The organism is Amycolatopsis halotolerans, from assembly GCF_042647905.1.
Classification (GTDB): domain Bacteria; phylum Actinomycetota; class Actinomycetes; order Mycobacteriales; family Pseudonocardiaceae; genus Amycolatopsis; species Amycolatopsis halotolerans.
This window is the reverse complement of record NZ_JBHRWI010000002.1, coordinates 135,761-156,472: the sequence shown is the minus strand read 5'-3', so window position 1 is coordinate 156,472 and position 20,712 is coordinate 135,761. Positions and strand designations below refer to the sequence as shown.

Annotated in this window: 20 protein-coding genes; 9 read left to right on the top strand and 11 right to left on the bottom strand. The window is 68.8% G+C overall.

Annotated elements, in window-relative coordinates; genetic code table 11:
* Positions 1–196: 196 nt before the first annotated feature.
* The 5 genes from ACFORO_RS01455 to ACFORO_RS01435 form a co-directional block, all read right to left on the bottom strand.
* Complete coding sequence (locus ACFORO_RS01455; RefSeq protein ID WP_377875523.1) at positions 197–2,566, bottom strand: glycoside hydrolase family 65 protein; 2,370 nt, start codon at positions 2,564–2,566, stop codon at positions 197–199.
* The gene (locus ACFORO_RS01450; RefSeq protein WP_377875520.1) at positions 2,563–3,312 is read right to left on the bottom strand and encodes an HAD family hydrolase; all 750 of its coding nucleotides are present in this window, start codon (positions 3,310–3,312) and stop codon (positions 2,563–2,565) included. Before ACFORO_RS01450 ends, ACFORO_RS01455 begins: the two co-directional genes overlap by 4 nt.
* 60 nt (positions 3,313–3,372) lie before the next feature.
* Positions 3,373–4,530, bottom strand: coding sequence for an ROK family transcriptional regulator (locus tag ACFORO_RS01445; protein WP_377875527.1), 1,158 nt, complete (start codon positions 4,528–4,530; stop codon positions 3,373–3,375).
* A gap of 232 nt (positions 4,531–4,762) precedes the next feature.
* Positions 4,763–6,067, bottom strand: a complete 1,305-nt coding sequence (locus ACFORO_RS01440; protein WP_377875518.1) for a carotenoid oxygenase family protein — start codon at positions 6,065–6,067, stop codon at positions 4,763–4,765.
* A gap of 4 nt (positions 6,068–6,071) precedes the next feature.
* Positions 6,072–6,629, bottom strand: coding sequence for a hypothetical protein (locus ACFORO_RS01435; protein WP_377875516.1), 558 nt, complete (start codon positions 6,627–6,629; stop codon positions 6,072–6,074).
* Positions 6,630–6,718: 89 nt separating this feature from the next.
* On the opposite strand from ACFORO_RS01435, the gene ACFORO_RS01430 reads away from it, so the two are divergent.
* On the top strand, positions 6,719–7,243 hold the full coding sequence (locus ACFORO_RS01430) for a PadR family transcriptional regulator (RefSeq protein ID WP_377875514.1): 525 nt from the start codon (positions 6,719–6,721) through the stop codon (positions 7,241–7,243).
* Positions 7,207–7,803 carry an NUDIX domain-containing protein gene (locus tag ACFORO_RS01425; RefSeq protein WP_377875512.1) on the top strand — a complete coding sequence of 199 codons (597 nt, stop codon included), beginning with the start codon at positions 7,207–7,209 and terminating at the stop codon, positions 7,801–7,803. The genes ACFORO_RS01430 and ACFORO_RS01425 overlap by 37 nt, the downstream gene beginning before the upstream one ends.
* 23 nt (positions 7,804–7,826) lie before the next feature.
* Here ACFORO_RS01425 and mgrA read toward each other — a convergent pair whose 3' ends face one another.
* Positions 7,827–8,855, bottom strand: a complete 1,029-nt coding sequence (mgrA, locus tag ACFORO_RS01420; RefSeq protein WP_377875510.1) for an L-glyceraldehyde 3-phosphate reductase — start codon at positions 8,853–8,855, stop codon at positions 7,827–7,829.
* A gap of 149 nt (positions 8,856–9,004) precedes the next feature.
* Here mgrA and ACFORO_RS01415 point away from each other — a divergent pair, with 149 nt between their 5' ends.
* From ACFORO_RS01415 to ACFORO_RS01405, 3 genes are all read left to right on the top strand, one after another.
* The gene (locus tag ACFORO_RS01415) at positions 9,005–9,349 is read left to right on the top strand and encodes a hypothetical protein (RefSeq protein ID WP_377875508.1); all 345 of its coding nucleotides are present in this window, start codon (positions 9,005–9,007) and stop codon (positions 9,347–9,349) included.
* 156 nt (positions 9,350–9,505) lie between these two features.
* Complete coding sequence (locus tag ACFORO_RS01410) at positions 9,506–10,387, top strand: AAA family ATPase (RefSeq protein WP_377875506.1); 882 nt, start codon at positions 9,506–9,508, stop codon at positions 10,385–10,387.
* On the top strand, positions 10,384–11,757 hold the full coding sequence (locus ACFORO_RS01405) for a vWA domain-containing protein (RefSeq protein WP_377875504.1): 1,374 nt from the start codon (positions 10,384–10,386) through the stop codon (positions 11,755–11,757). Before ACFORO_RS01410 ends, ACFORO_RS01405 begins: the two co-directional genes overlap by 4 nt.
* Here the strand turns inward: ACFORO_RS01405 and add are convergent.
* Positions 11,735–12,718: an adenosine deaminase gene (add, locus tag ACFORO_RS01400; RefSeq protein ID WP_377875502.1), complete on the bottom strand. Its 984-nt coding sequence runs from the start codon at positions 12,716–12,718 to the stop codon at positions 11,735–11,737. The two genes, ACFORO_RS01405 and add, sit on opposite strands and share 23 nt — an antisense overlap.
* A 128-nt stretch (positions 12,719–12,846) precedes the next feature.
* On the opposite strand from add, the gene ACFORO_RS01395 reads away from it, so the two are divergent.
* A complete protein-coding gene (locus ACFORO_RS01395; protein WP_446681618.1) occupies positions 12,847–13,041 on the top strand; it encodes an antitoxin in 195 nt (64 codons plus the stop codon).
* Between the two features lie 51 nt (positions 13,042–13,092).
* Here ACFORO_RS01395 and ACFORO_RS01390 read toward each other — a convergent pair whose 3' ends face one another.
* Both ACFORO_RS01390 and recQ read right to left on the bottom strand, forming a co-directional pair.
* Positions 13,093–14,403 carry a serine hydrolase domain-containing protein gene (locus ACFORO_RS01390; protein ID WP_377875498.1) on the bottom strand — a complete coding sequence of 437 codons (1,311 nt, stop codon included), beginning with the start codon at positions 14,401–14,403 and terminating at the stop codon, positions 13,093–13,095.
* 720 nt (positions 14,404–15,123) lie between these two features.
* A complete protein-coding gene (recQ, locus tag ACFORO_RS01385; protein ID WP_377896479.1) occupies positions 15,124–16,971 on the bottom strand; it encodes a DNA helicase RecQ in 1,848 nt (615 codons plus the stop codon).
* Between the two features lie 243 nt (positions 16,972–17,214).
* Here recQ and ACFORO_RS01380 point away from each other — a divergent pair, with 243 nt between their 5' ends.
* On the top strand, positions 17,215–17,649 hold the full coding sequence (locus ACFORO_RS01380; protein WP_377875491.1) for a DUF6314 family protein: 435 nt from the start codon (positions 17,215–17,217) through the stop codon (positions 17,647–17,649).
* 67 nt (positions 17,650–17,716) lie between these two features.
* Here the strand turns inward: ACFORO_RS01380 and ACFORO_RS01375 are convergent, their stop codons facing one another.
* On the bottom strand, positions 17,717–17,866 hold the full coding sequence (locus tag ACFORO_RS01375) for a hypothetical protein (RefSeq protein ID WP_344284989.1): 150 nt from the start codon (positions 17,864–17,866) through the stop codon (positions 17,717–17,719).
* Positions 17,867–18,118: 252 nt separating this feature from the next.
* Here ACFORO_RS01375 and ACFORO_RS01370 point away from each other — a divergent pair, with 252 nt between their 5' ends.
* Positions 18,119–18,625, top strand: a complete 507-nt coding sequence (locus ACFORO_RS01370) for a mycothiol transferase (protein WP_354748880.1) — start codon at positions 18,119–18,121, stop codon at positions 18,623–18,625.
* Between the two features lie 422 nt (positions 18,626–19,047).
* Here ACFORO_RS01370 and soxR read toward each other — a convergent pair whose 3' ends face one another.
* The gene (soxR, locus tag ACFORO_RS01365; RefSeq protein WP_354748882.1) at positions 19,048–19,515 is read right to left on the bottom strand and encodes a redox-sensitive transcriptional activator SoxR; all 468 of its coding nucleotides are present in this window, start codon (positions 19,513–19,515) and stop codon (positions 19,048–19,050) included.
* A 94-nt stretch (positions 19,516–19,609) separates the two neighbouring features.
* Between soxR and ACFORO_RS01360 the strand changes: the two genes are divergently transcribed.
* Complete coding sequence (locus tag ACFORO_RS01360; protein WP_377875488.1) at positions 19,610–20,170, top strand: NADPH-dependent FMN reductase; 561 nt, start codon at positions 19,610–19,612, stop codon at positions 20,168–20,170.
* The last annotated feature ends 542 nt before the right edge of the window (positions 20,171–20,712 follow it).

Below are 20,712 nucleotides of genomic sequence, written 5' to 3'. Positions count from 1 at the left end.
TCATCCCCCGACGACACGCACCCCGCCCAGCCCTACTGAGAAAACCTCATTGGGGCGCAAGACCGCACACAACCCGAACCCGCAGAGCGCCTCGGCCCCCGAACGCTGAGCCTGCGCCCTCGCTTGGCGAAGCTTCCGCGCGGCCTGGGGCTGGTGAGCGGCGATCCCGGTGAGAACCGGGATCGCCACTCACAAGTCAGCTGTGGTCGAACTGCCGCACCTTCGACGCGTCCCGTCGCGCCGGAGCGCGCCCGATCGGCTGGACCGGCGCGGGGCCCGGGTCCAGCTTCGGGATCGGCAACTCCACCGCCTCCTCGGTCACGGTGAACCGCTCGCCGTGGTGGATCAGGTCCAGCGGCGGCCCGTTGAGCACCTGATACGTTGCCGCGCCGTGCCGGATCGAGACCTGGAACCGGGTTTCGCGGAAGGCCAGGCGGAAAGTGAGGCCGCCGAGTTCGTCCGGCAGTCGCGGCGCGAACGACAGCTGGCCGCCGTAATCGCGCAGTCCGCCGAATCCGGCCACCGCGGCCTGCCAGGCACCGGCCAGCGACGCCATGTGCAGACCGTTGCGGACGTTGTTGTGCACGTCGTGCAGGTCGGTCAGCGCGGCTTCGGCGAGATAGTCGTACGCCAGCTGAAGGTGTCCGACCTCTGCCGCGATCACCGCCTGCGTGCCCGCGGACAGTGAAGAATCGCGGACGGTCCGTGCTTCGTAGTAGGCGAAGTCGCGGGCTTTTTCCTCCGGGCTGAACGAATCGCCGCACAGGTGCAGGGCCAGCACGAGGTCGGCCTGCTTCACGACCTGCTTGCGGTACAGGTCGAAGTACGGGTAGTTCAGCAGCAGCGGGTAGAAATCCTCGTCGGTGGCGGCGAAATCCCACTCGTCGTGCTGCAGGAAGCCTTCCGACTGCGGGTGCACGCCGAGTTCCTGGTCGTACGGCAGCGCCATCGCCTCCGCCGCGGCGCGCCAGGAATCGATCTCGGGGGTGTCCACTTCGAACTCTTCGGCGATGTCCGGATGGCGACGGCACACGTCGGCCGCGGCGAGCAAGTTCTTGCGCGCCATCAGGTTCGTGTAGACGTTGTTGTCCGCCACCGCGGAGTACTCGTCGGGCCCGGTCACGCCGTCGATGCGGAAGTGCCCGTGGTGGTCGAAATGCCCGAGAGACGCCCACAACCGCGCGGTTTCCAGCAGCAGTTCCGCGCCGCAGGTGCGCTCGAAATGCTCGTCCTGGGTGGCGTTCACGTACCGCACGACGGCGTCGGCGATGTCCGCGCTGACGTGGAACGCCGCGGTACCGGCCGGCCAGTACGCGGAACATTCGGCGCCGTTGATGGACCGCCACGGGAAAGCCGCGCCGCGCAAGCCGAGCTGCGTCGCGCGTTCCTTCGCTTTGTCTATTGTGGAGTGTCGCCAGCCGAGGGCGTCGCGGGCGGCGTCCGGCATCGTGTACGTCAGCACCGGCAGCACGAACGTCTCGCTGTCCCAGAACGCGTGCCCGTCATACCCCGGGCCGGTGAGGCCTTTTCCGGCGATGGCACGGGTTTCGCCGCGGGCTCCGGCCTGCAGCAGGTGGAAGAGCGCGAACCGGACGGCCTGCTGGAGTTCCGGGTCGCCGTCGATCTCGATGTCCGAAGTGGCCCAGAAGTCGTCGAGGAACTGGCGTTGCTCGGCGGCCAGGCCCTTCCAGCCGGTCTGGCGGGCGCCGGCGAGCGCGGCTTCGACCTGCGCGCGCAGTGCGGGCGCGGACCGTTGCGCGGACCAGCCGTAGGCGAGGAATTTGGTGACCCGCAGCCGTCCGCCCTTGGGCACGTCGACCGCGGCGGTGAGCCGGGCGAGGTCTTCCTCGGCGTGGATGCGGGTGCGCAGGCCGTCGTCGACCTCGATTTTGTGGTCCATCGCGGCGGCGACCCGCAGCCCGGACATCCGGGTCTGGTGCACGAGCACGGCCTGGTAGCCCGCGGCGTGGCTGAACTCGCCGACCAGCGGCGCGTCGAGCGCGGCGGCGACGCGCGGGTCGTGCGTGTCGGACTCGACCGGTTCGTTGGCCAGCAGGTCGGACTGCACGACGAGCTGCAGGTCCTCGTCGAGCGGTTCGACCTCGTAGCGGATCGCGGCGACGGCGCGCTGGGTGAAGGAAACCAGCCGTTCGGTGGTCACCCGCACGCGTCGGCCGGTGGGGGAGGACCATTCGGTGACGCGGCGCAGCGTGCCCCGGCGGAAGTCGAGCACGCGGTCGTGCGCGGTCGCGATGCCGTAGCGCATGTCCAGCGGCTCGTCCTCGACCAGCAGCCGGATGATCTTGCCGTCAGTCACGTTGACGACGGTCTGGCCCTCCTCCGGGTAGCCGTACCCGCCCTCGGCGTAGGGGAGTTCGTGCTGCTCGTAGAACCCGTTGAGATAGGTGCCGGGCAGCCCGCGCGGCTCGCCTTCCTCGAGCGTGCCGCGCAGTCCGATGTGTCCGTTCGACACCGCGAAAGCGGATTCGGTGCGCTGCAACGCATCCACGTCGAGGCCGCGCCAGCGCAGCTCCCACGGGGAGCATTCGTAACCGAGTTCCGTCACTTGTCCTCCAGCAGGTCGGCGAGGTCGTCCACGACGACGTCGGCGCCGTGCGCGCGCAATGCGTCCGCCTGGTTCTCCCGGTTCACGCCCACGACGTAACCGAAACCGCCGGCTTTGCCCGCTTGGACGCCGGATTGTGCGTCCTCGAACACCGCTGCCTGCTTCGGGTCCACGCCGAGTTCTTTGGCTCCGGCGAGGAACGAATCGGGCGCTGGCTTGCCTTTCAGGTGGTCGCGGCGGATGACCAGGCCGTCGACGCGGGCTTCCACGAAGCGGGACAGGTCTGCCGCGTCGAGGACCTTGGCTCCGTTCGCTGACGAGGTCACCACGGCGATTCGCAGCCCGGCCCGCTTCGCTTCTTCCAGGTAGCGAACGGAACCCGGGTACGGATTGACGCCCCGCTCGTCGATGATCTTCAAGACGAGTTCGTTCTTGCGGTTGCCGATGCCGTTCACGGTCGGCGCGTCGACGGCGTCGTCCGGGGTGCCCTCGGGGAGGTCGATTCCTCGTGAGCGAAGGAATTCCCGTACGCCGTCGGCCCTCGGGCGGCCGTCTACATAGGTCGCGTAGTCGGCGTCGGTGAATTCTTGGAAGTTCGCGGCGTCCCGGGAGCGCAGGTAGTCCCGGGAGCGCAGGTATTCGTCGAACGTCCGTTTCCACGCCTCGCGGTGGAGCACGGCCGTCCCGGTCAGTACGCCGTCCAGGTCGAAGAGGCAGGCGGTGATGGTGTCGGGCAGTCCGATCATGCCTGCAACGTACCGGTCCCGGGTGACATTCGCGGGTCGCGGCGCGACGTTTACCGAGCGTCAGGCGGCGCCTACGCGCCGGTCGAACACCAGTCGTTCCGCGGCGCGCAGGCCGACGCTGATCGCGCCGGTGAGGACGCCGTCGTCGCCGAGTTCGCCTTGCACCACAGTCGTTGTGAGCGGGGTGAACGCGCGAAGGGCCCGATCGATCGGTTCCAGCAGCAGATCCGCCGCCGTCCCGACGCCGCCGCCCAGGACGATCAGTTCCGGGTCGATCACCGCGGCCACCGAAGCGACGGTGTACGCGAGCCGGTCGGCTTCCTCGGACACCGCGCGTTGCGCCAATTCGTCACCCTCGCGGGCGAGGCGGAAGACTTCGCGCGCCGATCGCGCTGTGCCCAGGCCAAGTTCGCGTGCTCCGCGGACCACCGATTGGGCGGCGGTGGCTTCCTCGAGGTGTCCGCGCGCGGGCGGTTCGCTGGGTTCGTCGGCGACGTGCGTGCGGCCGTACGGCAGGTAGCCGATCTCGCCTGCCGCGCCGGTGGCGCCGCGGAAAACCCGGCCGTCGACCATCAATCCCATGCCGACACCGGTGCCGATCGTGATGCAGCCGACCACCGAAGCTCCGCGCGCGGCACCGCTTTCCCATTCGCCGACCGCGGTGAGGTTCGCGTCGTTTTCCACCACCAGTTCCGGCCCGAGCACCTGCTCCAGGTCGTCGAGCAGCCCCGGACGGCCCCAGCCGGGCAGGTTCGGCGCGTGCCGGAAGCAGCGTTTGACCGGGTCCGCGACGCCGGGGGAGCCCAGCACGCGGACCACGATGTCGTCGTTCGTCAGTCCCGCCTCGGCCACGATGTCCGTCGCCAGCTTGCCCAGCGCGGAGATCAGCGCGCTGCCGGAGCGGGCCGTGTTGCGGACGTCGCGCCGGGCCACCGTGGTGCGGCCGAGGTCGGCGACCGCGACCCGGATGTGCTCGCGGCCGATGTCCAGGCCCAGCACGTACCCCGCGGTCGGGTCCGCCTCGTAGAGCACCGCCGAACGGCCGGTGCCGGTGGACGTGTGCCCGGTCGCGCGGGCGAGCCCGGCGGCCTCCAGCGCCAGCAGCGCCTGGCTCACCGTCGGCTTCGACAGCCCGGTGTCCTTCGCCACCTGCGGCCGCGTCGCGGGCCCGCCGCGGCGCAGCAGGTCGAGCACCGCCCGCTGGTTGATCATGCGCATCCCGGCCGGGGTGCCGACCGGTGGTGTACCCGACCCTGCCACCTGCTGAGTTTCCTTCCCGTTCGGACTTCCGTCCTGCCACGGTAACCGGATTCGCCCCGCTTTGGCAGGAAAGTTTCTTTTCTTCCGGCTCGGGAGAGGACAGGCGGACGTCTCGGGCTCGACGATACGGGCTCGCCGGGCGGAACTCGGGGACGGCACGCAGAGTTTGCTTCTCCGGTAGTTGACCTGATCAGGCGTCGGGCAGCCAGTTGCCGTGGAACCCGGCCGGCACGCGGCCCGGCAGATGGACTGTGGCGACCGGGGCCGCCTCGATGTCCTGCGCGTCGAGCACCACCAAATCACTGCGGTCGTTCGGTCCGTCGTAGACGTACGCGAGCAGCCAGCCCGCGCCGTCCGGACGGTCGTCTGCGGGGACGAACACCGCCTCGCCGGGGATGTGTCCTTCCGGGAACAGATGCTCGCGCGCGGCGTTGGTGTGCAGGTCATAGCGGCGGAGCACGAGCGGACCTTCCGGACCGTGCGATCCGGTGACGTGCCCGAAACGGGCGTCGAGCCCGGCGAGCCGGTCGTCGATGCGGGGGAATTCGCCGTTGCGGTCGTCGAGCAGATCCTCGGTGACGGTGCCCGCGCGCGGGTCGATCGTCCACCGCCACAGCACGCCCTTCGGATCCGGAACGCCCGGCCGGGACAAGTGTTCATACCGCACGACGTGCACCACGATCCGGCCGTCGGCGGTGTCGTGCGCGTTGAGGGTGTGGAAGACGTAGCAGGGGCCGATCTCGAACCAGCGCACGCCGTCCTCCGGCCGATCGCGGCTGAGCAGGCCGAGGCGCGCGCCGTACGTGTCGCTCCAGCGGAACGGCATGCCGCCGTCGGTTCCGTGCTCGAACACCACCGGCAGGTCGAAGAACACGACGTGCCGCCGGGTGAGCGCGAAGTCGTGCATCATCGTCAGGCCGGGCACGTCGATCGGCTGCCGCAGCACGAGTTCCCCGGCGGCGTCGGCGCGGTAGTAGCTCACGTGCGGGGCGGTGATGCTGCCGTAGCCGAAGAAATGCAGCTCGCCGGTTTCCGGGCAGATCTTGGGATGCGCGGTCATCGAATCGGCGAGCTTGCCGTCGAAATCGTAGACGCCGACGGTGTCGAGATCCGTGGTGATTTCGTACGGCAGCGAGGATTCCACCAGTGCGAGCGTGCGTCCCGCGTGGTTGACGACGTGAGTGTTGGCGACGCTCGATCTCAGGTTTCGCGTTCCGTCGGCGTTGTAGAGCGCCGGATTCGGGAGATCGAAGCTTTCGGTGCGCACCCAGCGGTTGCGATACCAAGCCGCGCGGCCGTTTTCGAGCCGGACGCCGTGCACCATTCCGTCGCCGGTGAACCAATGCGCGCTGTCCTGTCGCGGGTTCGGCCCGTTGCGCAGGTACCAGCCGCTGAGCTCCGGCGGCAGCGTACCGGTGACGGGCAGGTCGCAGGCGGTGAGTTCGTCGTGGACTGGGGCGTAATGGCCCTTGAGGTGGAAATCAGTCGTGGTCATGGATTCACGCTTTCTGGGCGCGGGCCCGGACGATGCGCGGGTAGCGAATGGTGAACGAGATCGGAATCGCGAAGCCGAGCACCTTGATGATGATCAAACCGACGGTGGCGTGCGGTGCGGAATGCAGCAGCACGGCTTCGGCGATCCCGGCGACCGTGAAGCTGGCTGCCCACACCGCGGTGATGACGACATTGACCCGGCGAAACACGGCGGTGGCGGCGATTTCCGGCGGGACCATGGTTTTCGCGATCCCGAGCGTGAACGGCCGTTTCGCGGCGAGCGAACCCCAAGCGGTCACCGCCAGCCAAAGATCGGTCAGCGCGCCGACGTAATCCCTGAGCGGCGAGGCCGGATCGCTGAACGACCAGATCGCAAGGCCTGCGAAGAAGACGACCGCGGAGACCTCGATGAACAGCGTGTCCCAGCCCTTGCCGCGCCGGCGTTCCAGCACGAGGAGCCCGCCCGCGAGCACCAGTCCGGTCAGCCCGGACCACCGCCAGTCGGCCTGCGTGGACACGATCGCGAAGGCGATCCACGGAAGGAAACTCTTCAGGTAGTTCATCGGGACCCCTCGCTCACGTTCCTGTGTTGACATGTCAAAGGTAGAAGGTCCTGGCTGGACATGTCAATAGTGGAAGGTAAGGTGAGGGCATGACCTTGCGACACGCGGTGCTGGGGCTGCTCGCCACCGCCCCCGGAAGCGGCTACGACCTGCTGAAACGCTTCGAGACGGCGATGTCGAGCGTCTGGACGGCCACGCAGAGCCAGCTGTACGGGGAACTGGGCAAGCTGGAGAGCGCCGACCTGATCGAGGTGTCCGCCGAGGGGCCGCGCGGGCGCAAGGAGTACGCGATCACCGACGCCGGGCGGTCGGAATTGCGCAAGTGGCTGCTGGAGGAGAAGCCGCCTGCCGCTCGACGGAACGAGATGCTGCTGCGGGTGTACTTCCTGGGCGAGGTCACGCCGGAGGAGGCGCGGGGGTTCCTGTCCCGCCACGGCGCCTTCGCGAAGGGGCTGGTCGACGAGCTGGCGGCGCTGGAAGCGTCGGTCGATTGGGACGACAGCGATCCGTCGCTTTACGGCCGCCTGGCCCTCGAGTGGGGCAAGCGATACGCGGCGATGGAACGGGACTGGGCGAAGTGGGCGGCGGAGACGATCCGCGCGGCCCGCGGCTGATCATGACCGGCAACCCGGCCAGCCACTGCGGCGACGATGCCGTTTTCGCGGCCGATCTCCGGGACGAGGGCGAGCCCGAAGTCGAGTTCAATCCCGGCATCGCCGCCCGGTTTCCGCGCAAGAACGCGGCCGCCGGAGTGCTCGCGCGCGACGAGTACGGTCGAGTCCTGTTCGTCTCTCCGACCTACAAGCCGTTCCTGGAGATTCCGGGCGGTTTGGTCGAAGACGGCGAGTCGCCGCTGGCAGCGTGTCGTCGCGAGGTCCGCGAAGAACTCGGCATCGACGTGCCGGTCGGGCGTCTTCTCGTCGTCGATTGGCTGCCGGCGCACGGCGTCTGGCGGGACAGCCTGCAGTTCATCTTCGACGGCGGTGTGCTGAGCCGCGACCAGATCGGCGCCATCCGCCTGGCCTCGGACGAAGTGAGCCGGTTCGAGTTCCTCGACCTCGAGGCCGCGCAGCCGCAATTACGGCCGTCGAAGGCGCGCCGAATTTCCTTGGCGCACCAAGCGTTTCTGGACGGGGAGACGGTCTACGGCGAGTTCGGCCGGAGGCTCGGGTAGCCCGAACCTCCGGCCGTGCCAAGTCATCCGTCCGAGGACCGCTTCCAGATGTTGATGTCTTCTTCGGTGGCGTGCTGGTCGATCTCGGCCAGCTCCTCATCGGTGAACGAAAGGTTGCCCAGCGCGGCCGCGTTGTCCTCCAGCTGCGCCACGCTGCTGGCCCCGATCACCAGCGACGTCATCCGCGGATCCCGCAACGCCCAGGCGAGCGCGAGCTGCGCCAGCGTCTGCCCGCGCCGCTCGGCGATCTCGCCCAGCGCCCGGATCTTGCCGAGCTTCTCCTCGGTGATCGTGTCCGGGTTCAGCGACTTCCCCTGCGCCGCCCGGGAATCCGACGGCACCCCGGAAAGGTACTTGTTCGTCAGCAATCCCTGCGCCAGCGGCGAGAACGCGATGCATCCGGCCCCGGCCTGCTCGAGAGTCCCGAGCAGATCGTCCGCCTCGGTCCAGCGGTTGAACATTGAGTACGACGGCTGGTGAATCAGCAACGGCGTGCCCAGGTCCCGCAGCATTTGCGCGGCCTCCGCCGTCCGCGCGGAGTTATAGGACGAGATCCCGACGTACAACGCCTTGCCCGACCGAACCGCCCGGTCGAGCGCGCCGACGGTCTCCTCCAGCGGCGTCTCCGGGTCGAACCGGTGCGAATAGAAGATGTCGACGTAGTCCAGCCCCATCCGCCCCAGCGACTGGTCGAGGCTGGCCAGCAGGTACTTCCGCGAACCCCACTCGCCGTACGGCCCGGGCCACATGTCGTAGCCGGCCTTCGTCGAGATGATCAGCTCGTCCCGGTACGGCTTGAGGTCGCTCGCCAGCAACCGGCCGAAGTTCTCCTCGGCGCTGCCGTAAGGCGGGCCGTAGTTGTTGGCGAGGTCGAAGTGCGTGATGCCCAGGTCGAAGGCGCGCCGGACGATGTCGCGCTGGACGGTGAGCGGGCGGTCGTTCCCGAAGTTGTGCCACAGTCCGAGCGAGATCGCGGGCAGCTTCAGCCCGCTGCGCCCGCAACGGCGGTAGGGCATCGAATCGTAACGGTGGTCTGCGGCAACGTAAGTCACGTCGCGATGCTAGCCCGCGAGACGCTTGCGCACGGTGGGTGACATCCGGCTAGTTGCGCAAAGTCCGGTTTCGTGCGCGACATCGCATTCGGCTCCGTACTATGCGTGGTCATGATCAGGCGGGATGCAGCAGTGCCGGTCCGTCGGAGGTGTTCGCGAGGACGGACGCCTGCGAGTTGCTGACGACTGCCGCGCGAGGCACGCCGATCGACCTGCGGCGGGGCGAGTACAAGCTGACCGGTGGCGACCTGGCCGCGACTCTGGACCTGGCCGAGGCGGAGGACTGGAGCGGGCACAGCGAGTCCAGTTCCCAAAGCGGGCACGAGGTCCGAAAAGACACCACGAAAGGCGGCGGCGGATGCCGATATCAGGTCCAGATTTCCCGCACTGATGCGGCGGTGCACATTTGGTATCTCGATCGATCCGTGAGCAACGAAGGGTCCTGCGCGGTCGCGAAACGGATGGTGGACCAGGTGATTCCCAGCCTGCCGTGACGAAGTTTCCGGCGCTCGGCATACGTCGGAGGAATATCGGGCTTCGCGGCGCTCTTGAGTCGCGCGCCCGGGCTTAGCTCCGATGTCTGGTCGCCGGGACGTCTTCGGTGGCGACCGCCCAGTACAGTGCAGGTGAGCGATTGCTTAGGAGGCGACGTGGGCACCGGGTTTTTCTCGTCCGTCGACGATGTGTCGGCGCAGCTGGCCGAGGCCGGGTACCTCGCGTCGACCGCGGTCGCGACCACGGTGTTCCTCGCCGACCGGCTCGGGAAACCGCTGCTGGTCGAGGGGCCGGCCGGGGTCGGCAAGACCGCGCTGGCCACGGCGGTCGCCGAGGTCACCGGCTCGCGGCTGGTGCGGTTGCAGTGCTACGAGGGCATCGACGAGGCCCGCGCGCTCTACGAGTGGAACCACGCGAAGCAGCTGCTGCGGATCACCGCGGGCCGCGACGAGACGTGGGACGAGGCGCGCACCGACATCTTCGGCGAGGAATTCCTGTTGCGCCGCCCGCTGCTCACCGCGATCTCGGGCACTGAGCCGACTGTGCTGCTGATCGACGAAACGGACAAGGCCGACGTCGAGATCGAGGGCCTGCTGCTGGAGGTGCTCGGCGATTTCCAGGTGACCGTGCCCGAACTCGGCACGATCACCGCGACGCAGCAGCCGTTCGTGGTGCTGACGTCGAACGCGACGCGCGAGCTGTCCGAGGCGCTGCGGCGGCGGTGCCTGTTCCTGCACATCGATTTCCCGGACGAGGACCTCGAACGCGAGATCGTCCGGCTGAAGGTGCCCGGCATCGAGGCCGCGCTGGCGGATTCGGTGGTGCGGGTGATCGCCGCGCTGCGGGCGATGGACCTGCGGAAACTGCCGTCGGTGGCGGAGACCGTCGACTGGGCGCGCACGCTGCTGGAGCTGGGCGCGGGCGAACTCGACGAGCGGGTGGTGCGCGAAAGCCTCGGCGTCGTGCTGAAGCATCAGGACGACATCGCGAAGGCCGGGGCCGGGCTGAGTCTCGACCAGGTGCTGGACGCGTCATGACCGCCGCGCCGGGCCTGACCGGACGGCTCGCCGAGTTCGTGCGGGCCCTGCGGGCGCAAGGCATCCCGGCCGGTCCGGGCGAGACGGCCGACGCGGCGGCCGCGCTGGAAGTGCTCGGCCTGGACGACCGCGAGCTGGTCCGCGAAGGGCTCGCCGCCGCGCTGGTCCGCCGGGGCGGGCAGCGGTCGGTGTTCGACGCCGCCTTCGACCTGTACTTCCCCGCTGGCGTCGGCGCACCGGAGCTGGCCCGCGAGAACCCGCCGCAGGACCGGGAGGAACTGCGGGAAGCGCTCGCCGCCGCCCTGGCCGAGGGCGACGACCAGGCGTTGGACCAGCTCGCCGGAATCGCCGTGGACCTGCTGGGTCAGTACGGCGTCGGAACCGGTCCGGGCGGCGGATACTCCGCGCACCAGACGCTGGACCGGCTGCAACCGCAGACGCTCATCGCCGGGGTGCTCGCGACGATGCGCGCCGCCGGCCCGCCGGACGAGTTCACCGACCGGCTCACCCGCGACGAAATCCGCCGCCGCGTCGAGGGTTTCCGCGGCCGGGTGCGCACCGAAGCGCGCCGCCGAGCCGCCGAACTCCGGGGCCGGGAACGGATCGCCAAGCACGCGATCGCCCCTGCCGCGGACCGCGTCGACTTCCTCATCGCCAGCCGGACGCAATTGGCCGAGCTGCGGCGCATCATCCAGCCGCTGTCCCGCAAACTCGCCACCAGACTCGCCGCGCGCCGCAAACGCACCACACGCGGCCAGATCGACTTGCGCCGAACGCTGCGTCGTTCACTCTCCACTGGCGGCGTGCCCTTGCGTCCAGCCTACCGGCACCGCCGCCCCGGCCGCCCGGAAATCATCCTCCTGTGCGACCTTTCCGGTTCGGTGGCGGGTTTCGCGAACTTCGCGATGCTGCTGGTGCAAGCGTTGCGGGACCAGTTCAGCAAGATCCGCGTTTTCGGTTTCGTCGACAGCACCGACGAGGTGACGCACCTCGTCGACACCGGTGCCGCCGATCCCGAGCAACTGGGCGCGCGAATGCTCAGCGAGGCCGCGGTAGTCCGTTGGGACGGCCACAGCGATTACGGCCGCGCGCTGGGCCAGTTCACCGCTCACTGGCTGGACGCAGTCGGCCCGCGAACGTCCGTGCTCATCCTCGGCGACGCCCGGACGAACGGCGGCGACCCGAATCTCGACGCCGTCCGCGCGGTCCGCTCCCGCGCGCGGCACGTCCACTGGCTAAACCCCGAACGCCGATCCCTGTGGGGGACCGGCGATTCAGCCGCGCCGGACTACGCGGAACTGGTCGAGATGCACGAATGCCGGACCGCGCAGCAGCTGGGCGTGCTGGTCACGCGCCTTCTGCCGACTTGAGCCAGCCGTCAATCTCGTTATGCAGCAACGTTTTGGTCTCTTCGGGCGCGAACGAAGCGGTCACTGCGTTGCTTGCCAACTTAGCCAATGTCGTGTCGTCGTAACCGAAAACCTCACGCGCACGGGTGAATTCGTCGGTGATCGCGGTGCCCGTGACGTCCGGGACATCCGTGTTGAGCGTGACCCTGAGGCCCGCCTCGACCAGTCGCGGCAGCGGGTGTTCCGGGAACGTCGGGACCAGCCCGAGCACGACGTTCGAGGAAGGGCACACCTCGAGCGCGATCCCGCTCTCCGCGGCGTGAGCGGTCAGTTCCGGGTCCTCCAAAATGCGGATTCCGTGGCCAATGCGCTCGGCTCCGCCGATTTCGATCGCCTCGCGGATGCTGTCCGGCCCGGCGTCCTCGCCCGCGTGGTGAATGAGGTGCAACCCCGCTTCCCGCGCCCGGTCGAGCACCTCCCGGAACGGAGCGAGCGAGTACTTTTCCTCGCCGGCCATCCCGATCCCGATGATCTCTTCGTGCCGCTTGGCCAGCTCCAGCGTCTTCTCGGCGCGCTCGATCGACCGTCGCCGCGAGTGGTCGAGAATCAGCTTCCACCGCAGCCCATGCTCTTTCCCGCCCTCCGACAGTCCTTTAAGGACCGCGTTGAGCGGAAGCTCAAGGTTCCCGAGCCGTTCCCCATGAGCGGCAGCCGTGAACGTGACCTCGACGTACCGGGTTCCTTGAGCGGCTTCGTCCGCACAGAACTCGCGCGCGATCCGCTCGAAGTCTTCAGCTTCTCGGAGGCACGATCGAGTGAGACTGTTGCGGTCGGCGAACGCCCGGAACCCTTCGAACGCTGCTGGCTTCTCGGGCAGCTGGATGCCGTGGGCGGCCGCGAGCTCCTTGAGCGTGCCGGGACGGATGGTGCTCTCGAGATGGACGTGGAGATGCACCTTGGGAAGGGCCGACAGATCGCGCACGCGTGGATCATGCCTGCCGCGCGCGCCACCTGTCATCCAGGTTTCGCCGGGAACCCGCGGGGGCCGGGCGACGTTGGGGTAGGTGACGGAGGTTTCCGCAGGGGAAGGGACTTTGTGCGATGGCTTTGATGAAGAAACTCACCGTGCTGGCCGGTGCCGCGGGCGCGGTGTCGTACGTGCGGAACAACCCGCAGAAGGTCAATGAGGCCGTGGGCAAGGCGGCGCGTTTCGTGGACGAGAAGACCAACGGGCGCTACCACGCGCAGATCTCGGGGGCGGTGCGGAAGGTCGCGGATACGACGCGTCCGCGGACTGCTGAGTGACGCTGTCCGCCTGACGGGGGCGCATCCCGCACGTCTCAACCGCGGTGCGGATCACGTGACCCGCCAGGCGGCGGCTCCGTTGTGCAGGAAGCGCGCGCGGCCGTGCCCGTCCGAGCCGATCAGGGACAGCACCTCGTGGCTGTTGAGCTTCGGCTCGGCGGTGATGATCGCGCTGTCGTTGAGGCGGACGACCTCGACGCGACGAGCGCGCTTGCCGGGCAGCGACGCGGCGGTCTCCTTGCGTGGGCGGTAGGTGAGGAACGCGCGGTCGTGGTCGACGGTCAGGGCGATGTCGTACAAGGTGGTGCGGTAGGTGCCGCACATCCGGTCCGCGTCGATGGGGGCGGGGTTCGCGGGCGGTACGGGGAGCGGTGCGGTCTCGACGCCGGCGAGGTCCCGGAGCACTGTGCTGAAGAGTTCGTGGGCCAGCGGTTCGGCCCCCGCGCTGTTGGTCAGCACGGCCATCGCCACGCCCGCTGAGGGGACGACGCGCAGGAAAGCCTTCTGGCCCTTGGAGACGCCGGTGTGGCCTATGACGCCGTCCCGGTACAGCATCCAGCCGAGTCCCCAGCCGAGGACGCCGCCGCCGAAGTCCGGGACGGACTCGAGCTGAGGTTCGCGCAGTCCCGCCAGCGTGGGGTCGGCGAGGTGCGGGCGCACGAATTCCAGGAGGTCGCGGGCGCTGATCGCGAGATGCGAGCCGCTGGGCGTGGAGAAATAGCGGACTGCCCAGCTCTTCGTCGGCGCGAGTTTTCCTGCGGTCTCGACGTGGCCGACCGCCGCGCGATGCAGAATCGCGTCGTAGGTGTCGGCAGCGACGGTGGAAAGCCCAAGCGGGGTCGCCAACCGCTCGCGGATCACGTCGTTGAAAGGCTTGCCGCGCAAGACTTCCACCAGTCTGCCGAGCACCGCGAACCCGCTGTTGGAGTAGGAGAAAACCCTGCCCGGCGGAAAGAGGTGATCGGCATCGGAGAGGGCGGCGACGAACTTCTCGATCGCGTCGTCGTTGCGGCCGGTGTCGACGAAGTGGTTGCCGTCGATACCGCCCGTGTGGGTGAGCAGATGCCGGACGGTCAGCGATTCCGTGGCGGCCGGGTCGTTCAGCCGGAAACCCGGCAGGCAGTCGCGGACGGGATGGTCGAGATCCAGGAGATCGTCGTTCACCAGTTGCTGGATCAGCGTGGCCGTCCAGATCTTGGTGATCGAACCGATCTTGAACACCGAGTCGGCCGTGGCCTCGACCCGCGTGCGGAGGCTCAGCACGCCCGCCGCCTCGTCGCGGATCTCGCCGTCAGCCAGCACCGCGACCTGTGCGCCCGGTACGTCGTGCTTCGCGATGAGCTCGCTCAGATCCCACCCCATCCCGTCAACCTAGTGCTCAGCTTCAACGCGCGGCTGGAGAGGCAGCGGACGCCTGCCAAATCTCTGCGCGGGGACGGGGGTTCCAGCGGCTTGTGCGGGTCGCTCGCTGGTGCGAAACGCGCGCATCGGGTGCGGAACTTCCCTGCGTCTCCATAGGCTGATCGGTGATGCGTTGACTCTCCCGCGCGAGACGGGGGAGTGCCTCGGCGAGCGTTCATGGCCGGGAAACCTCGGCCCGGCGGGCGTTCCTGGCCGTGCCGCCGACCCGGCTCAGTCCCGAGGTCGCTGCTAGGCGAGTGTTCCTGGCGAGGCTGCCGACTCCTGTCCCGTCCCGAGGTCGTTCCTCGGCGTGCGTTCCGGGTCGGACGGCCGACCCCAGTTTCGTCCCGACGTCGCTCCTCGGGCAGAGTTCCTGGCCGGGCAGTTGACCCGGCTCCGCTCCGGGGTTGTTCCTCGGTGAGTATTCGCGGCGAGGTGGCCGACTTCGGTTCGGTTCCGACGTCGTTCCTCGGCGTGTGTTCCGGGTCGGACGGCCGACCCCAGCTTTGTCCCGACGTCGTTCCTCGGGCAGGGTTCCTGGCCGGGCAGTTGACCCAGCTCCGCTCCGGGGTTGTTCCTCGGTTAGTGTTCGTGGCGAGGCGGCCGACTTCAGTTCCGTCCCGACGCCGTTCGTCGGCGAGCGTTCCTAGCCAAGCAGCCGACCCCAGCTCCGCCCCGACCTCACTCCTCGGCCAGCGTCGCCAGCACTCCCTCCCCGTACTTGGCCAGCTTGCTCTCGCCCACCCCGCTTACCGTGCCGAGGGCGTCGAGCGTCGTCGGCATCAGCGTGGCGATTTGGCGCAGCGTGGCGTCGTGGAAGATCACGTACGCCGGGACTCCTTGTTCCTTCGCCGTGGCCCCGCGCCAGGCGCGCAGGCGCTCGAAGATCGGGGCCGCTTCCGCGGGCATGTCGACCGGAGCGGCCGCTGGCGTGCGGCGGGACGTTCGCGGGGCGCGCGCCGGGCGTTCGGGTTCGCGGCGCAGCTGTACTTCTTGGGAGCCGTTCAGGACCGCAGTCGAGCCTTCGGTCAGCACCAGCGACCCGTAATCCCCTTCGACCGCAAGCAGGTTGCGCGCCAGCAGCTGCCGCACCACTGCGCGCCATTCCGGTTCGCGCAGTTCGGTGCCGATGCCGAATACCTTGAGCGTGTCGTGCTGGAACTGGGTGACCTTCGGGGTCGTCTTGCCCAGCAGGATGTCGATGATCTGGCCGGCACCGAAACTCTGTCGCCGCTCGTTGCGCAGACGGACCACTGTGGACAGCAGTTTCTGCGCGGGAATGGTGCCGTCCCAGCGTTCCGGCGGGGTGAGGCAGGTGTCGCAGTTCCCGCACGGCTGGCCGGACTGCCCGAAGTACGCGAGGATCTGCGTCCGGCGGCATTCGACTGTCTCGCACAGTCCCAGCATCGCGTTCAGGTGCTGGCCCTGCAGGCGACGGTGCATCTCGTCGCCTTCGGAGTTGTCGATCATTTTGCGCAGCTGCACCACGTCTTGCAGCCCGTAGGCGAGCCAGGCGGTGGACGGCTGCCCGTCGCGGCCCGCGCGGCCGGTTTCCTGGTAATAGCCTTCCACGGACTTCGGCAGGTCCAGGTGCGCGACAAACCGGACGTCCGGTTTGTCGATGCCCATGCCGAACGCGATCGTGGCGACGACGACGAGCCCCTCCTCGCGCAGGAACCTCGATTGGTTCGCCGCACGAGTCGACTTGTCGAGCCCGGCGTGGTAGGGCAGCGCCGGGATTCCGTTCTGCACCAGGAAATTCGCCGTTTTCTCCACTGACGCGCGGGACAGGCAGTAGACGATCCCGGCGTCGCCCTGGTGCTCGGTGCGCAGGAGGTCGAGCAGCTGCTTCTGTGGCGAGTTCTTCGACACGATCCGGTACTGGATGTTCGGCCGGTCGAAGCTCGCGACGAAGTGCTTCGCGTCGTCGAGGCCGAGCCGCTGCGAGATTTCCTTGTGCGTGGCCTCGGTCGCGGTGGCGGTGAGCGCGATCCGGGGCACGTCCGGCCAGCGTTCGTGCAGCGACGAGAGCATCAAGTAGTCGGGCCGGAAATCGTGGCCCCACTGGGAGACGCAGTGCGCCTCGTCGATCGCGAACAGCGCGATCTTGCCGCGGTCGAGCAGGCGCACGGTGGCTTCGACCGACAGCCGTTCGGGCGCGAGGTACAGCAGGTCCAGTTCGCCCGCGACGAACGCGTTCTCCACCTCCTGCCGCTGCGCGAAATCCTGCGTGGAGTTGAGGAATCCGGCGCGCACGCCGACGTTGCGCAGCGCGTCGACCTGGTCCTGCATCAGCGCGATGAGCGGCGAGATCACCACGCCGACGCCCGGCCGCACCAGTGCCGGGATCTGGTAGCACAGCGATTTCCCGCCGCCGGTGGGCATGAGCACCAGCGCGTCGCCGCCGGAGATCACGTGCTCGACGATCTCCGCCTGGTCGCCGCGGAACGCGTCGTAGCCGAAGACGCGCTGCAAGGTCTCGAGAGCGGGGGAACGGGTGGCCTGCTCGGCCAGATCGGGGTGCGCCACGCGGCCGATTCTAGGGCGGCGGGCCGTCCGGGCGAGCCTGCCCCGCCGGGTTCGGCGCGAGAGTCCCCATCGCACCGGCCGTTTTCGGGCGCTGCGGCGGGGCCGGTCGCACAGGGTGAACAGCATGGCGACTGGTGACAGCCGGGATGACGGGTCCCCTCACGCGACCCTCGTGACAGACCGTGCCGAGTCGGTCGTCCCCAGTGCCGTTCGCGTTCGGTGCGGAGGCGCACAATGGGATCCGTGGCTTTTCCGATCAATGACCTGACCGGGTACTTCTCCGGCGAATGGCGGCTCGCGCGCGAAATCGTCGACGTCGACGGGGTGCCGATGGGCGAGGCGAGCGGCCGCGCGACGTTCACCACCGACGACAGGGTGCTCGTCTATCGCGAGTCGGGAGAGCTGCAGCTCGGAGCGCATCGCGGACCGTTTGTCCGGACTCTGCACTACCGCCCGGCCGGGGGTTCCCGCGCCGCGGTGCATTTCGACCATGGCGGCTTCTTCCACGATGTGGACCTGGCGACCGGGGAGTGGACGGCCGATCACCCGTGTGCCGCCGACTGGTATCGAGGCGAGTACCGCGTGTTCGACGATCGCCGGTGGCAACAGGAATGGGTCGTGACCGGACCGGCCAAGGACCACGTGATCACCAGCCGGTTCACGCGAATGGACACGTAACCATCGGCCGGATTCCGCACTGTTTCACGAGGGATCCAGCGGATATCGAAGCAATGTCCCGTGTGGACTACTTGCGCCGGTTGCGCAGTATCACCAGCAGTACCACTATCGCCGAGACCGCGCAGGCGGCGGTGATCACCATGCCAGCCCAGGCGGGAATCGCGATCCCGGCGATGTTGTCGAAGCCAGGCAGGGCGCGGGGCGCGGTGATCGCCACAGGGCCCTCCGTTCGCGTCGTCGGCGTGCAGATCCGCTTTCGCGCCGGATTTTACCCGACGCCGGACGATGCTGTCAGGTCCGAAGTGGACGGTCGTGGTCACTGCGGGTAAAGAGCGGATTTTCCCGTGCTGAAGCCGGTTCGGCGGGCGCGAGTGGACCCCTCGTACCTGCTGGAGTCACAGTGCTGGGCAGAGCCGGGTCTTCGAGGCATGATCGAGGCAAGCGCACGACGACGGAGGAGGAGCGCGAGATGAATGTGGCCGATCTGCTCGTGGACGGATTCGGCCGGGTGCGGGAAGTGGTGCACCAGGCAGTCGACGGGCTGACCGCGGAGCAGCTGGCGGCGCGCCCCGGCCCGGAGGCCAACTCGATCGGCTGGCTGGTCTGGCATCTGGCGCGGGTGCAAGACGACCACGTCGCCGATGTCGCGGACACCGACCAGCTCTGGACGGCAGCGGACTGGCGCGAGAAGTTCGACCTGCCCTTCGCTGCTGGCGACATCGGCTACGGGCACAGCAGCGAGGACGTGGCCCAGGTGCGCCCGGAGTCGCCGGATTTGCTCACCGGCTACTACGACGCCGTGCACGAGCACACGGTGTCCTGGGTGGCCGGCCTGGACGGGGCGGCTCTGGACCGGGTGGTCGACGAAGCCTGGAACCCGCCGGTGACGCTGGGAGTTCGGCTGGTCAGCGTGCTGTCCGATGACCTCCAGCATGCCGGACAGGCCGCCTACGTGAGGGGGTTGCTGCTGGGATGACGATGCCGGAGTGACCGATGCGCCGGGCGAGTGACCGGTCTCGCTTGGCTGTCGACGGTCGGCTGTGGACGGAGGCAGTCGGACTGTTGCCGGCACGGGAGGCAGTGCGGTTTGCAGTTGGCGGGCCGGTTTGCGGTTGGCAGGCCGCGTACGGCAGTGGCTGCTGTCTGGGCGGCGAGAGTCAGGCTGGATGCGCGGGCAACCCCGGCCTGTCGCGGACTTGTGGGCTGCTTGTGCGGGCTGGCGAATCATTGCGACGCCGGGTTGACGAAGGTGGCGCGGTCTCGCATGGTGCGCTCTCCGTGCAGCCGTGCAGCCGTGCAGCCGTGCAGCCGTGCAGCCGTGCAGCCGTGCAGCCGTGCAGCCGTGCAGCCGTGCAGCCGTGCAGCCGTGCAGCCGTGCAGCCGTGCAGCCGCGAGGTGTCACTCGTATCCCGTTCCCCGGTGGTCCGGCAGGCGGCGCGGGCCGGGGCCGTCTTGGCCTAGTTGGTCGTTGGGGTTGGCCAGGCGGCATTTGGCCAGGGACATGCAGCCGCAGCCGATGCAGTCGTTCAGTTGGTCCCGGAGTTGTTCCAGTTGGCGGATGCGCTGGTCCAGGTCGGAGCGCCAGCAGGACGAGATGCGGGACCAGTCCGCGCGGGTCGGGGTTCGGTCGTCCGGCAGGAGAGCGAGCACCTCGCGGATCTGCGCCAGCGGCATGCCCACTCGCTGCGACATGCGGATGAACGTCACCCGCCGCAGGGTGTCGCGGCGGTAGCGGCGCTGGTTGCCCGCGGTGCGCCTGCTGCGGATCAGCTGTTCGTCCTCGTAGAACCGCAGGGCCGACGCCGGTACGCCGCTGCGGTGGGAGAGTTCGCCCACGGTCAGTTCGGGCAGCTCCGTCTTCGCCATGCGCTCAGCATAGCTTGACTTAAAGGGAGCTTGAAGTTCGAGACTCCTTCCGGAGGCGGGAAACCTGTTCCGCCCCGGGAAAAAGGAGAATACCGTGTCCGAAGCTCCCGTCCGGCTCGCTGTGCTCGTCGGCAGCGCCAGGGAAGGGCGGTTCGCGCCCACGGTCGTGCGCTGGTTCACTCGCCAGGCGGATCGGCACGGCGGGTTCGAGGTCGACGTCATCGACGTCGCCGAGATCTCGTTGCCGCTCGCGATGAACGGCGAGGGGGCCGCGCCCGTCGCCGCCCGGCTCGAGGCGGCGGACGCGTTCGTCGTGGTCACGCCGGAGTACAACCACAGCTACCCGGCCGCGCTCAAGAACGTCCTCGACTGGTTCCGCGGCGAATGGCACGCCAAACCGGTCGCTTTCGTGTCCTACGGCGGGATTTCCGGCGGGCTGCGCGCGGTCGAGCACCTCCGCCCGGTCTTCGCCGAGCTGCACGCGGTCACCATCCGCGAGACCGTGAGCTTCCACGGCGTGCACGGCCGGTTCGGGGAGGACGGCGAACCAGTCGAACCGGGTGTGGAGGCTGCGGCGAAGGCGTTGCTCGACCAGCTCGAATGGTGGGCGCGCGCGTTGCAGGACGCTCGGTCGGTGCGGGCTTATCCGGCATGACCGGGCTCGGGGCGGTGCGAGGTCGGCGCATGTCTCCCGGGTATTGCTTGGGCGGACGGCAGGTCCGGGGCGATGCGGTGTGGGCAGGCGCGGCCGAATCGGCTTACCCGGGGCCGGTGTGCTGGCCACCGCTGGGGGCTTTCACGCTGCACCCGTCCGTGACGAGGTCTTCCAGATTCCGGTCGATCGCCTGGCATAGGCATCAGCGCGGCCTGGTGCGGGGAGGTGAAGACTCCGGCGTCAATCCGCTCGCCCCGGCGGGACCGCGGGATGGTCGCGGAGACGCGGTGGTCGACGTGCTGTGGGCAGGTGCCGCCCGGTGCGAGCCGGGCCAGGCGTTTGTCGAAGACGATCCGGCCTGGGACCCGGGGACCATGGCGCCCCGGCGGGCGGGTGATCGGCTGGCGCGGAAGCAGCGTGGGGAACTGGTCCCACGTGGATTCGGTGATGAAGGAGGGCAAGACGGGCAGGTGACCTGAGCGAATGGCGATCGCGGTCTGATCTCCAGGGCTGTGCCCGTCCGGCCCTCAAGCCGGGCGGGC